At 68.5% G+C, this 12,946-nt stretch carries 10 protein-coding genes; 8 read left to right on the top strand and 2 right to left on the bottom strand.

Features of this window, described 5'->3' with window-relative positions; translation table 11 throughout:
* The first annotated feature begins 38 nt into the window (after positions 1 to 38).
* From DPM12_RS05755 to DPM12_RS05725, 7 genes are all read left to right on the top strand, one after another.
* Entirely contained in the window at positions 39 to 413 is a 375-nt protein-coding gene (locus DPM12_RS05755; protein WP_112257324.1) for a RidA family protein, read from the top strand.
* Positions 414 to 508: 95 nt separating this feature from the next.
* Entirely contained in the window at positions 509 to 1,183 is a 675-nt protein-coding gene (locus DPM12_RS05750; RefSeq protein WP_112257323.1) for a response regulator transcription factor, read from the top strand.
* A gap of 5 nt (positions 1,184 to 1,188) precedes the next feature.
* Positions 1,189 to 2,568, top strand: a complete 1,380-nt coding sequence (locus tag DPM12_RS05745) for an ATP-binding protein (RefSeq protein WP_112257322.1) — start codon at positions 1,189 to 1,191, stop codon at positions 2,566 to 2,568.
* Positions 2,565 to 3,518 carry a TAXI family TRAP transporter solute-binding subunit gene (locus DPM12_RS05740; protein WP_112257321.1) on the top strand — a complete coding sequence of 318 codons (954 nt, stop codon included), beginning with the start codon at positions 2,565 to 2,567 and terminating at the stop codon, positions 3,516 to 3,518. Before DPM12_RS05745 ends, DPM12_RS05740 begins: the two co-directional genes overlap by 4 nt.
* A gap of 143 nt (positions 3,519 to 3,661) precedes the next feature.
* Positions 3,662 to 4,681: a TAXI family TRAP transporter solute-binding subunit gene (locus tag DPM12_RS05735; protein WP_112257320.1), complete on the top strand. Its 1,020-nt coding sequence runs from the start codon at positions 3,662 to 3,664 to the stop codon at positions 4,679 to 4,681.
* Positions 4,682 to 4,708: 27 nt separating this feature from the next.
* Positions 4,709 to 6,676, top strand: a complete 1,968-nt coding sequence (locus DPM12_RS05730; protein ID WP_112257319.1) for a TRAP transporter permease — start codon at positions 4,709 to 4,711, stop codon at positions 6,674 to 6,676.
* Positions 6,669 to 7,292 carry a ceramidase domain-containing protein gene (locus DPM12_RS05725; RefSeq protein WP_112257318.1) on the top strand — a complete coding sequence of 208 codons (624 nt, stop codon included), beginning with the start codon at positions 6,669 to 6,671 and terminating at the stop codon, positions 7,290 to 7,292. Before DPM12_RS05730 ends, DPM12_RS05725 begins: the two co-directional genes overlap by 8 nt.
* Positions 7,293 to 7,332: 40 nt before the next feature.
* Here the strand turns inward: DPM12_RS05725 and DPM12_RS05720 are convergent, their stop codons facing one another.
* Positions 7,333 to 8,841, bottom strand: a complete 1,509-nt coding sequence (locus DPM12_RS05720) for a glycoside hydrolase family 3 protein (protein ID WP_158542774.1) — start codon at positions 8,839 to 8,841, stop codon at positions 7,333 to 7,335.
* 139 nt (positions 8,842 to 8,980) lie between these two features.
* The gene (locus DPM12_RS05715) at positions 8,981 to 10,147 is read right to left on the bottom strand and encodes an ROK family transcriptional regulator (protein WP_211658501.1); all 1,167 of its coding nucleotides are present in this window, start codon (positions 10,145 to 10,147) and stop codon (positions 8,981 to 8,983) included.
* An 887-nt stretch (positions 10,148 to 11,034) separates the two neighbouring features.
* On the opposite strand from DPM12_RS05715, the gene DPM12_RS05710 reads away from it, so the two are divergent.
* Complete coding sequence (locus tag DPM12_RS05710) at positions 11,035 to 12,924, top strand: ABC transporter ATP-binding protein (protein WP_112257316.1); 1,890 nt, start codon at positions 11,035 to 11,037, stop codon at positions 12,922 to 12,924.
* Positions 12,925 to 12,946: the final 22 nt, after the last annotated feature.

Raw genomic sequence — 12,946 nt, 5'->3', positions numbered from 1 at the left:
GCCGCACCAACACATCGACAATCCGAGGAGACAATGCCATGGCGGAGTTCATCATCAGCGACGACCTGCCCACGCCAGGGGGCCCGTACAGCCACGTCGCCGTCGCTGGTTCGACCGTGTGGACCGCCGGGTTCGGCCCGATCGACCCGCAGACCGGTGAGGTGCCCGAGGGCATTGTCGCGCAGACCGAACTCACCATCGACAACGTCGAGCGGGCCCTGCGCGCCGCCGGGCTGGGTCTGCAGGACGTCGTGAAGGTGACCGCGCACCTGCAACACCTGCACGAGCACTTCGCCCAGTTCAACGATGTCTACGGCCGCCGGTTCACCGGCTCCCGCCCGGTTCGCACCACCGTCGGGTCGGATCTGATGAACATCCTGGTCGAGATCGACGTCGTCGCGGTCTCCTCATAACCCCCGTATTTTCCGCTGATCATGAACACTTTCCGACCTATGTGGTCGGAACGTGTTCATGATCAGCGGTATTGTGCGTTCGTTGGGAGGTAGGTGTGCGACTCCTCATCGTCGAAGACGACGCCCACGTGGCGAGCGCGCTCGTGGCCGTGCTGAACCGGGCCGGTTACGAGACGGTGTGGGCCCGCGACGGGCGGCAGGCACTTGAGGCGCTCGGCGCCGATACCGAGATGGTCCTGCTCGACCTCTGGCTCCCGGACATCGACGGTTTCGAACTGTGCCGCAAGATCCGCCGCCTCTCCGACGCACCGGTCATCATGGCGACCGCCCGATCCCAGCTCCAGGCCCGGATTCACGGGCTGGAGGTCGGCGCGGACGATTACGTCGTCAAGCCCTACGACGTGCGCGAGCTCATGGCACGGATCGAGGCCATCAACCGGCGCGGCAGCTCCCGCGATTCCGCGCGCACGGGCGCCGAGACGCCGATCCGGGTCGGCGAGGTACACATCGATCTCGCCTCCCGGCGAGTGATCGCCGGTCGCGAGGACGTGCCGCTCACCAAGAAGGAATTCGACGTCGTCGCCTTGCTCGCCCGCCATCCCGGGGTGGCGCTCCCGCGCGAGCGGATCTTGCGGGAGGTCTGGCAGACGAACTGGCGCGGCCTGGGACGCAGCCTCGAAGTGCACGTGGGCTCGATCCGGCGCAAGCTGGGCTCGCATGATGTCATCGAGACCGTCCGGGGCGTGGGGTACCGGCTGGCGAGCGGGTAGCCGGCGTGCGCGCACGTCTGATCGTCGTCTTCATCATCCCGCTGATCGCGCTGTTCGCGGTCCTGGGCGTGGCGTACGGTCGCAGCGTGGCGCTGGCGGCGCAGCAGGAGCTGTTCGTCGATCGGCTGGACGACACCGGGTATCTCGTGACTAGCGCCCGGCAGGCGCTGCGCTCGGACGATCCGACGGTGATCGACGGCGAGCTGGAGCGCTACCGGGAGGTCTACGGCATCGAGGCGGCCGTGCTCGACCGGGCCGGTGACATGTGGGTCAGCAGCGGGCTCAACACTCTCGCGCTCGACGACAACGCCATGAGCGTCGTGCAGACGGCCCTGGCCGGACGGCGCAGCGAGGCGCCGCAGAGCGTGCTGCCGTGGACGTTCGACGATCTCGTGGTGGCCGAGCCGATCTTCGACGCGGGCGATTTGATCGGTGCCGTAGTCACGTCGTCGAGCACGGACGCCGTCGCCCGCGACGTGTTGCGGCAGTGGGGCGTGCTCGCCCTCGGCGGTCTCCTGGCGATCGGGGCGAGCCTGTTCCTGGTGTCCCGGCTGGCGAACTGGGTGCTGCGCCCGATCCGCCGGGTCGACTCGGCAATGACGGAGATGTGGCACGGCCACATGGAGGCACGCATCTCCGACACCACCGGGCCCCCGGAGCTGCGCCACATGATCGCGATGTTCAATGCCATGGCCGAGGAGGTTGAGCACCTGATCCACCGGCAGCAGGAGTTCGTCTCCAACGCCTCGCACGAGTTGCGTAACCCGTTGAACGCGTTGCTGCTGCGTATCGAGCATCTGGCGATGGGCGTGCCGGAGGAGTGGGCCGACGAGGCGGAGCGCGCCCGCGAGGAGGGCAGGCGCATGACCCGGATCCTGGATGCGCTGCTCATGCTTGCCCGGGGGCAGCACTCGGAACCGGAGACGTCGCCGGTGGATCTGCGCGCCCTCGTCGAGCGCCGTCTGGACGCCTGGCAGCCGATCTCCGAACAGCACGACGTCGCATTGCGCCTGCACGACGATACGGCGGTGTGGGGCATGGTGGACGAGATCGTGATCGAGAGCGCGTTCGACGCCGTGCTCGACAATGCGGTGAAGTACTCACCAGCGCGTTCGTCGGTGGACGTGTCGGTCACGAACGGGGACGAGATGGTCGAGATCGCGGTGCGTGATCACGGGCCGGGCCTGCCCGGCGACGAGCTGGCACGCGTCGACGAACGGTTCTGGCGCGGTTCCCCGCACCAGGAGGTCGCGGGCTCGGGGCTGGGCCTGGCCATCGCGACGGAGTTCCTGGCGTCCTGCGGCGGCACGCTCGGCGTCGCCCCGGCCGACAGCGGCGGGTTGGTCGTCACCCTGCGGATGCCGGCGAGTGGGGAACAGGCATGACACGCATGGCCACGGTGCTCCTCGTACTCGTGCTCGCGCCGCCGATCGCGCTGATCGCCGCGTGCACCGGCGACGATCCGGGATCGGGCGAGCGGCACGTCATCACCGGCGGCGGCACCACGGGGGTGTATTACAACTACGGGCGCTACCTGGCCGGGGCGATGTCCGACGAGCTCGATCTCTCCGTCGTCGTGGAGGAGAGCGACGGGTCGGTGGAGAACCTGGAGCGGGTCGCCTCCGGGGAGGCCCTGCTGGGGTTCACCCAGGGCGACACCGCCGTCGACGCCGTGGCCGGGCGGCCGCCGTTCGACGAGCCGATGCCGATCGAGGCGGTGGCCCGGGTGTACGACGAGTTCGTCCACGTCGTCGTGCCCGGCGACGCTGCCGTCGACGAGCTCGCGGACCTGCGCGACCTGCGCGTGTCGCTCGGCGCTCCGGGGTCGGGGACCGACGTCATCGCGCGGCGCCTGCTCCGCGTCGCCGACATCGATCCGGACGAGCTCGACAACGCCGCGCTCGGGATCGACGCGTCGATCGAGGCGTTCTCGCGCGGCGAAATCGACGCGTTCGTGTGGGTGGGCGGGTTGCCGACGCCGGGCATGACCACGCTCGCGGACGAGATGCCGGTGCGGCTGGTCCCGGTGGAAGAGCACGTCGACGACGTCAACGCCCGGTACGACGGTGTCTACCGCCACGCGGTGGTACCCCAGGGAACGTACGGCATCTCCGGCAGCGTGGCGACCATGGCGGTGCCGAACTACCTGGTCACCGCGGAGGAGACCGCGCCGCAACTGGCATACGACGCCGTGCGCGTGCTCTTCGACCAGCGTTTGCAGATCGCCCGCCACGTCCGGGCAGCTGGGCGTCTCGACCAGCGGCGGGCGATCTTCACCGAGCCCGTCGATCTGCATGACGGCGCCGTGCGCTATTACCGCGAGACGAAACCGTGAGCCGGAGGACGTGCACCGACGCGCACGTCCGGAAGCTCAAGACCTCCTCAACACCCATTCCCCGCACGCGCGTGCGTTGATGGGATCGCCCGCACGGCCGCAGCGGATGTGACCGGAACAGACCCACGAGAAAGGACGTATGGATGAGAGCGACGCGTGGGAGCCAGCTCCTCGCGCTGACGGGTGCCCTGGCCCTGGCCTTGGCCGCGTGCGGTGACGACGACGGTGGAGAGAGTGACGGCGAGGCCGACGGTGGCGAAGCGGCCGAGGGCCAGGACGGGGAGTTCACCACCAGCCTCACCTTCGGTACGGGAGGCACGGCCGGCGTGTACTTCCCGCTCGGCACCGAGTACGCGAACCTGTTCGAAGAACACATCGACGACGTGACCGTGAACGCCATCGAGACGGACGCGTCGGTCGACAACCTGGGGCGGATCTTCCAGGGGGAGATGCAGATCGGCCTCACCCAGAACAACACCGCGATCGATGCCGTGACCGGGGCAGGAGAGTTCGAGGGCATGGCCATCGACAACATCGGCTGGCTCGGCCAGCTCTACCCGGAAGCCGCCCAGGTCATCACGCTCGAAGACAGCGGTTTCGAATCGATCGAGGATCTGGAAGGCCAGCGCATCTCGGTGGGCCCGCCCGGAAGCGGCACGCAGGCGGTGGCCGAGGCGATCCTGAGCGCGCACGGGATCGAAGAGGGCGATTACGAGGCGTTCGAGGAGAGCTTCGGTGACGCGCGTTCGCGGTTGCAGGACGGCAACCTCGACGCGTCGATCGAGATCCTGGGCGTGCCGGCGGGCTCGCTCGACGAGCTGGCCGCCACGCACGACGTGCAGTTGCTTCCGATCGAGGAGTCGATCGCCGAATCGATCGCCTCCGAGACCGATTTCGAGGCGTACACGATCCCGCAGGACGCCTACGACTTTAACGACGGCGACGTGAGCACGGTGTCCGTGTTCGCCGGTGTCGCGGCGTCCACGACCCAGGTCAGTCCCGAGCTGGGCTACGAGCTCACCCGCGTGATCTACGAACACGCCGGGGACATCTCCCTCGCACAGGGAGATCTAATCACCGTCGAGGAGGCCCTGAACGGGCGGGGTGATCTGGAGCTGCATCCCGGCGCGCAGCAGTACTTCGAGGAACAGGGACTGCTCTAGCCACCCGGGCAGCAACGAGAAGGGGCGATGGTGAGCGCACACGACACGGCGACGGTGGCCGATCAGGGGGAGGCCACCGAACGCGCGCACGAGGTCTTGCGCAAACACGACACGGCGAGCCGATACCGCATCGACCTCGGGCCGTGGGCGTGGGTCGTGGGACCGCTCGCCATCGCCCTCACCGTCTTTCAGCTGTACACCGCGCTGTACGGAGCGCGCCCGAGCCTGGTGCAAGGCGCCATGCATGTCGGCGCCGCGATGGGCCTGGTGTTCCTGCTCTACCCGGTGCGGCCGAGTCTGAGCAACCGACGGGGGATCCAGTGGTATGACGTGCTGCTCGCCGCGGCAGCACTGGCGACGAACATCTACATCGTCGTCAACTACGAGCGGCTGACCGGCGCGGAGGTGCGGATCCTGGGGTACACCGACGTCGACCACATCGTCGCCGTCGCCGGGATCTTGCTCGTCCTCGAAGCCACCCGGCGCTGCGTCGGGCTGCCCATCGTGGTGATCGCCTCGATCGCCATCCTCTACGGGATCTTCGGCCCGCACATGCCGATCTTCCCGCACGCCGGGTACACCTGGGATGCGTTCGCCGTCGAGACCTTCTTCACCAGCCGCTCGGTCTTCGGCACGCCGATCCAGGTGTCGTCGACGTTCATCTTCTTGTTCCTGCTGTTCGGGGTGCTGCTGGTCAAGACGAACATCGGCGGCTTCTTCAACGACCTCGCCTACCGCGCCACGGGTCGCTATTCGGGCGGTCCCGCGAAGGCGGCCATCGTCGCGAGCGGCGCGCAGGGGATGGTGTCGGGCAGCTCCGTGGCCAACACGGTGGCGTCGGGGTCGTTCACCATCCCCATGATGAAGCGGGCCGGTTTCCGGCCGTCGTTCGCGGCAGCCACCGAGGCGTCGGCGTCCACGGGGGGACAGCTGATGCCGCCGGTCATGGGTGCGGCCGCGTTCATCATGGCGGAGTACACGGGTGTGGCCTACAGCGAGATCATCGTCCTCGCGCTGTTGCCCGCGCTGCTGTACTTCTCCGGCCTGTTCATGGGCATCCACTTCGAGGCGAAGCGGCGGGGGATCGTCGGTGTGGACGCCAGCGAGCTTCCCGCGTGGCGCGGCTTGCTGCTGCGTCTCGATCTCCTCCTGCCGCTCGTCGTCATCGTGACGATGCTGCTCAGCGGGCGCACGCCCGCGAATGCGGCGCTGTGGGGGATTGCCGCGGCGTTCGTCCTGAGCTTCGCGCGGTCGTCGACGCGGCTCTCGCCGCGCGCGATCGTCGGGCTCCTGGAAGCCGGTGCCCGGGTGGCCCTGCCGGTGATCGCAGCGTGCGCGACCGCCGGCATCGTCGCCGGAACCGTGACCGCCACCGGTCTCGGCGGCAAGATCGCCGGCGGCATCCTCGATCTGGCGTTCGGCCAGTTCCCGCTGGTGCTGATCTTCACGATGCTGGCCTGCTTGCTCCTCGGCATGGGCCTGCCCACCACGGCGAACTACGTGGTCACCGCGACGATCGCGGCGCCGATCCTGCTCAACGAGTTCGACGTCCCGGTGATCGCCGCACACCTGTTCGTCTTCTACTTCGGCATCCTGGCGGATATCACCCCGCCGGTGTGCCTCGCAGCCTATGCCGGCTCGGGGATCGCCGGTTCGAATCCGCTCAAAACCGGCGTCACGGCGCTGCGCATCGCCATCGTCGGTTTCATCATCCCGTACATCTTCATCCTCGAACCCGCCTTGCTCCTGCAGGACACGAGCATCGGCGAGCTGATCCCGGTGGTGGTCACGGCCCTCCTCGGGTTGCTTGCGGTCAGCTCCGGACTGACCGGCTACCTGCTACGCGAGGCGTATCCGGTGGAGCGGCTCCTCCTCGTCGCCTCCGGCATCGCCCTGGTCTATCCCGAGTGGGTGAGTGCCGTGCCCGCCCTCGTGGTGATGCTCGCGATCGCGTTCGTGCAGTCCCGGCGGGGGTACCGTCAGCCACATGGTTGATCGTCCCGCGGAATCCGACTGCGAGGCGTTCGGTGACGGCTTCCTGGGCCAGGCCGCCAACACCACCACCAGCCTGGCCTTCGTCGCCGCCGGCGTGGCGATCCTGCTCGCCAGCCGGGCGAGCCACCGGAGCCGCACGATCTACGCCGTCCTGGCCATCGGCACCGGGGCTGGGTCCGTCGTGTTTCACGGACCGGCGCCGTCGTGGGCGGAACCCGTGCACGACCTTCCGCTCATCGCGCTGTTCGCCTTCGTCGCCGCCGACGCCGTCTCGGATCTGCGCGGCCGCCCGCTCTCACCGGCGTGGTGGGTCCTGCCACCGCTGGTGATCGTGGCACTCGCCGAAACGACCCGTATTGACAGCGCGCCGCTGGAAGCGGTGGTAGCCGCTGCGGCACTGGTGGCAAGCGTGCTCCGGATGCGCGCCCGCCCGGAACATCGCCAGACCATCCTGCTCGCCATGCTGATCCTCGGCGCCGGCGCGCTCATCGGCACGCTCTCGCGTACCGGCGGCCCGTGGTGCGAGCCGGACAGCCTCCTGCAAGGCCACGCGATCTGGCACGTTCTCGCCGCCGTGGCGGTTTGGCGGCTGGCGCCAGCCATCGGCCAGGCATGACGCCACGTGGCTCGCAGGCATGACTCCACGTGGCTCGTCGCTAGGCCAGCCGGCCCGTCACGACGTCGGCCGCCGCCTCCGCCGTGGCCCGCGAGGCGCCGTAGGCGCGTACATACCGGTTCCCGAGCACGCCCGGAGCCGCACTGACGTCATGATCGACCACGAGGACGCCGGGGCATCGGTGCCGCACCTGCTGCACCACGCGCCGCTGCCAGCCGTGCCGGTGGGTCCCGCGGACACTCACGACGACCTCGCGGTCCGGATGTCCGGCGAGTACCGTTCCGACATCCGGGCCGTCTTCGCGGACGGTCACCACGATCGTGCCGGGCATGCGTTCCGCGAGGGGCTGGCCGATACCCCAGGGGACATCCCCGGTGGCCGGTGACGGGGCATCGTGCAGCTCCAGTACCAGCGGCGCCTCGCTGATCACTACGTCACCCTGAACCGTGACGACACGACGGGCCGCGTCGCTGGCCGCCGACCCGTTTGCGACCGCCGCGTCCTCGGGCGCCGGTGCCGGCGCCGCCCGTCGCGACCATTCCCGTAACCCGGCGATGCGGGTCGTCGCGTCGACGAGCCGTTCGGCGGATAGCTGGCCGTTGCCGACCGCGTCGACGATGGCGGACGCGATGTGATCGAGCAGCTCGGGCCGCGTGCTTTCGCCGCCGATGCACAGGGCGTCGGTACCGGCGGCCAGCGCTCGCACGGCCGCGTCGGCATGTCCGTAGGTCTGGCTCATCGCGTCCATGTCGAGCCCATCGGTGATGACGACACCGCGATGACCCAGCTCGTCCCGGAGCAGACCGGTGACGATCGGCGGGGACAGGCTCGCGGGTCCGGACTCGTCGAGAGCGGAGACGAGGACGTGCGCGGTCATCACCATCGCGGCGCCGGCTTCGACAGCGGCGCGAAACGGCGGAAGCTGGATTTTCCGGATGACCTCGTCTGCCATGTCCAGGACCGGGATGGTCAGGTGGCTGTCGTCACGCGTCGCGCCGTGCCCGGGAAAGTGCTTCGCGGTCGCGGCCACTCCGTGGCGCTGCTGGCCGGTGACGAAGGCGGCGACATGCCGGGCGACGAGTTCGGGATCGGCGCCGAACGAGCGAACGCCGATGACGGGGTTCGCGTCCTCGGTGTTGACGTCGGCGACCGGCGCGAGGTTGATGTCAACACCGCAACGACGCAATCGCCCGGCCAGCTCGGCGGCGATCTGCTCGGTCAGCGCTGGCTCGTCCAGCACGCCTAGCGCGGCGTTTCCGGGCAGGGGTGATCCGTAAGCGGCGTCGAGGCGGGTCATGTCCCCGCCTTCCTCGTCGACCGCGACGAGCAGGTCCGGCCCTGCCTCGCGGATGGCGGCGGTGAGCCGGGCAACGCCGGCGTCGGAATGGTCAGGATGGATGTTCCGGCCGAACAGCACGACGCCACCGAGCCCGTCGGCGGCGTACCGGTGCAGCCACGGGGGAGGGGAGAGGTGACCGTCGATGCCGGCGAAAATCGTGCCGAGAGCGAGCGTCCGCAGCTCGCGCGAGGTATATGGAGGGTTTCGCATCATCAACCTTGGCCGGTGGCAACTATAGGCAACTGGATTATCAATAGAGATAACTATAGTAAGGTAAGTTACCAGATTGTAGACGATGCGCGTCGTCAGCGATTCCGCGCTCCGTGATTCCGTGCGCCGCGCCGGCCGGCTACTCGGCCGAGATGATGATCGCCTGGCGCGCCTTGTCCACGGCCGCCAGAACGGCGCCCCGCAGGATGGGCGAGTCGTCGATCCCCGTGGGGACGACCTTCGGATGCACCGGCGCGATGTGCGGCACGGCGTCGGCGATCCGCGCACAGAGCTCGTCACCACCGGCAGCACCCGTCTCGCCGGCAACGACCACCACCGCGGGATCGACGACCGCGCAGACGGCCGCCAAGCCCAGTGCCACCCGGTCGGCCAGCTCGCGCAGGAAGCCCTCGGCAGCCGCACCACCAGCGAGCGCCGCCCGGACGGCCTGGGGCGCACCATCGGCGACGATGCCGTGTTCGCGCGAGAGCTCCAGCACCGCACTGGCACCGACCAGGGCTTGAAGTGCCCCTTGCGCCGGACGTTCGATGTTGGCCGGCGAGGGCACGCCGGGCACCGGGAGGTAGCCGATCTCGCCTGCCGCGCCGGTGGCCCCGTGATGCACGTCACCGCCGAGAACGATCGCCAAGCCGACGCCCCGGCCGACCCACAGCAGCACCATGTTGTCCACATCGCGGCCCGCGCCCTCGGCTCGTTCCGCGGACGCGGCGAGATTGACGTCGTTCTCGAAAGACACCCGGGCACCGAGGTCGGCGGCCAGGGTGTGCCGCAGCCCCCGGTGCCAGCCCGGCAGATCGAACGAGAGCTCGATGTCACCGCTCACAGGATCGACGACCCCCGGCATGCCGATGACGACCTCGTCGACCTTCGTCAGCTCGATCTCACCCTGCGAGGCGACGTCAGCGGCGGTGTCGTGGATCAGCTGTTTCGGATCGCCGGTTCCTTCCACCTCGCGTTCCACGTGACTGACGACGGCGCCGGTGATATCGGCGAGCGACGCCCGGACATGGTGGGGATCCATCTCGATTCCGATGCTGTACGAGCAGTCGGGCCGGATGGCATACAACTCGGCGCTCGGCCCGCGCCGAGCCGAGCGAGTACCCACAACCTCCACCAGGTCACGTTCTTGCAGGCGGGACAGTAGCTGCGAGGCGGTCACCTTGGACAGGCCCGTACGCTTGCTCAGCTCGACGCGGGTGAGAGGCCCGTCGTGCAACAGCAACTCGAGCGCGTTGCGATCGTTGATCGAACGGAGCAAACTCGGGGTACCTGGTCGTCGAGACACGTAGACTCCATAATGGAAATCTTCTTTCCGGCAAAGTGCTGTTGACAGCGTACCTTCCGTGGCCCGGGTGAACCTGGCGTCCCGGTGGAGCGGGCCCCAGCGTGTCCGGATGGCACGCGTGCTGATAGCCGGACGGGCTTCGCCGATACCCCCGAGGCCCGCGTTCCGCCGCCGACGTCCACCCGCTCCACCGCCGAGACCCGCCGCTCCACCGCCGACGTCCACCCGCTCGACCATCGAGACCCGCCGCTCCACCACCGATTGCCCGCCGTTTCGCCACCATCCCGCGCTGGACAGACCTGAGCCTTTCTCACAGTCGCATGACGGCAGGGAGTCTCCTCGGTGCAGTGGCGAAACGCCCACGACGCCGTTCCGCATGCCGGAAGCGGTCACTCGGTGCCTGGTTGAACGCCATGCACGGTGCAGCCACCTGCCGTGCACGCTGATTCCACGTCAGAAAGCGCTTTCCCCGCGCCTCGGACGGGGAATCAGCGTGCACGGCGCTGCGATTCCGGGGAAACCACGACTCTGGTTCGACCGCGGTTTGGGGCAGGACCGCGACTGCGGGAAAGACCGCGGCTCCCCAGCCAGGGAGAGGGCGGCTTCCCGTGAGGGACCAACGAGTCCACACATTCGATCACCTCCAGCTCCAGGGGGAGGGGGTTCTCTGGTGCGTCTCGCAGGCCCGTTGAATCTTGCCCGAGCGCCGCGACGCGGGTGCGGTCGCCGTGCTGGGACGAAGTCGAGCGGCCGCAAACACCTCCAGCACGGTTCACAGTGTCGCTGTTGACCTAAACATTGGTTGAGCTTCTAGCGTTGCTGACAGCACGGCATCCGGGCGGAAAGGGTCCGGGCCGACGGGACCGAGCAACGCAGGAGGAACACCCATGAGCATGGAGGTCACGGCCTGGACCGCCGTGTACAACGCGATGCACGCCCAGCTGGACAGGCGCCCGTTCTCGCGGGCGGTCCTGCGCCGGATCGGGGGATTCGCTCGGCCACATCGCCGGGAACTCGCCGGCTTTCTCGTACTGAGCGCCATCGGCGCCGCACTCGCGGTGGCAACACCCGTCGTGGCCGGGCGCATCGTCGACGGTATCGAAAGTGGCGCCTCGACCGGCCTCATCGCCGGCTTGTCCGTGCTGATCGCCGCGATCGCTCTCGCCGAGGCCGGATTCGGCCTGATCGAACGGTGGCTGTCGGCGCGCATCGGGGAGGGGATCATCCTTGACCTGCGCACGGCAGTTTTCGATCACGTGCAGAAGATGCCCATCGCCTTCTTCACCCGGGCGCGTACCGGCGCCCTGGTCAGCAGGCTGAACAACGACGTGATCGGTGCCCAGCGCGGCTTCAGTGACGTCCTCTCCAAGGTGGTCAGCAACATCGTGACGCTGACCCTGGCACTCGCGGTGATGTTGAGCATTTCCTGGCAGATCACACTGCTGACGTTGGTTCTGCTGCCCATATTCGTCCTTCCCGCCCAACGCATGGGTACCCGTTTGGCGCGGCTCGAGCGTGAGGCCGCCAACCATAACTCGACGATGAGCACGCAGATGACCGAGCGTTTCTCGGCGCCCGGAGCCACCCTGGTCAAGCTCTTCGCCCGGCCGGAGAGCGAGTTGAGCGAGTTCTGGGTACGGGCCCGGCGCGTCCGCGACATCGGTGTGCGCACGGCAATGGTGCAGTGGGTGTTCATCACCGCGCTGACGCTGGTAGGTGCGCTGGCCCTGGCACTGGTGTACGGGCTCGGCGGCTTCTACGCGCTGCGCGACCAGCTCGACACCGGCGCTGTGGTGTCGCTCGCGCTCCTGTTGACCAGGCTCTACGCGCCGCTGACGGCGCTGGCGAGCGCCCGCGTCGAAGTCATGAGTGCCCTGGTGAGTTTCTCGCGAGTCTTCGAGGTGCTCGATCTCAAACCGCTGATCTCGGACTCGCCGGGGGCGCAGCCGGTCCCGGAGGGACCGATCTCGGTGGAGTTCGAGAACGTTCATTTCGCCTACCCGTCGGCGGAGCAGGTCTCGCTGGCGTCGCTCGAAGAGGTCGCCCGCCTGGACAGCAACCCCGCCACCGACGTCTTGCACGGTGTCTCGTTCCGTGCCGAACCGGGTCAGATGATCGCGCTGGTCGGTTCGTCCGGCGCGGGCAAGTCGACCATCGCTCAGCTGATACCGCGCCTGTACGATGCGGACGCCGGAGCGGTGCGGCTCGGTGGAGTGGACGTGCGCGAGCTGCAAGCCGAGTCGGTGCGGGCCGCGGTGGGGCTGGTGACGCAAGACGGGCATCTCTTCCACGACTCGGTGCGTTCGAACCTCCTGATCGCCCGGCCCGAGGCAACGGAAGCCGAGATCTGGGATGCGCTGCGACGGGCCCGCATCGACGATCTGGTGGCGACGCTGCCGCAAGGGCTGGACACCATTGTCGGTGAGCGTGGTTATCGCCTTTCCGGGGGTGAACGGCAACGGTTGACGATCGCGCGCATCTTGCTCGCTCAGCCCCGGGTCGTCGTCCTCGACGAGGCCACGGCACATCTGGATTCCACGTCGGAGGCGGCGGTACAAGCCGCGCTGGCGGAGGCGCTGGTCGGCCGGACCGCTGTGGTCATCGCTCACCGGCTGTCCACGATTCGCGCGGCTGACGAGATCCTGGTCCTTGATGACGGCCGGATCGTCGAGCGGGGCAGCCACGAGAGCCTGATGGCCCAGGGCGGGCGCTACGAGGAGCTGTACCGGACGCAGTTCGACACCGAGGCCACCTCAAGCCCCGTCCCAGTCCCGTGATCATGAACACTTGCCAGGCCGT

This window comes from Phytoactinopolyspora halophila (genome assembly GCF_003287285.1).
Classification (GTDB): Bacteria; Actinomycetota; Actinomycetes; order Jiangellales; family Jiangellaceae; genus Phytoactinopolyspora_A; species Phytoactinopolyspora_A halophila.
The sequence above is the reverse complement of the archived record's forward strand: the minus strand, read 5'-3'. Positions and strand labels throughout refer to the sequence as shown.

Bases quoted from the DNA above. Each gene is read 5' to 3' on its own strand.
- DPM12_RS05755 (WP_112257324.1), top strand. From the start codon at position 39: ATGGCGGAGTTCATCATCAGCGACGACCTGCCCACGCCAGGGGGCCCG.
- DPM12_RS05740 (WP_112257321.1), top strand. From the start codon at position 2,565: ATGACACGCATGGCCACGGTGCTCCTCGTACTCGTGCTCGCGCCGCCG.
- DPM12_RS05735 (WP_112257320.1), top strand. From the start codon at position 3,662: ATGAGAGCGACGCGTGGGAGCCAGCTCCTCGCGCTGACGGGTGCCCTG.
- DPM12_RS05730 (WP_112257319.1), top strand. From the start codon at position 4,709: ATGGTGAGCGCACACGACACGGCGACGGTGGCCGATCAGGGGGAGGCC.
- DPM12_RS05725 (WP_112257318.1), top strand. From the start codon at position 6,669: ATGGTTGATCGTCCCGCGGAATCCGACTGCGAGGCGTTCGGTGACGGC.
- DPM12_RS05720 (WP_158542774.1), bottom strand. From the start codon at position 8,841: ATGCGAAACCCTCCATATACCTCGCGCGAGCTGCGGACGCTCGCTCTC.
- DPM12_RS05710 (WP_112257316.1), top strand. From the start codon at position 11,035: ATGAGCATGGAGGTCACGGCCTGGACCGCCGTGTACAACGCGATGCAC.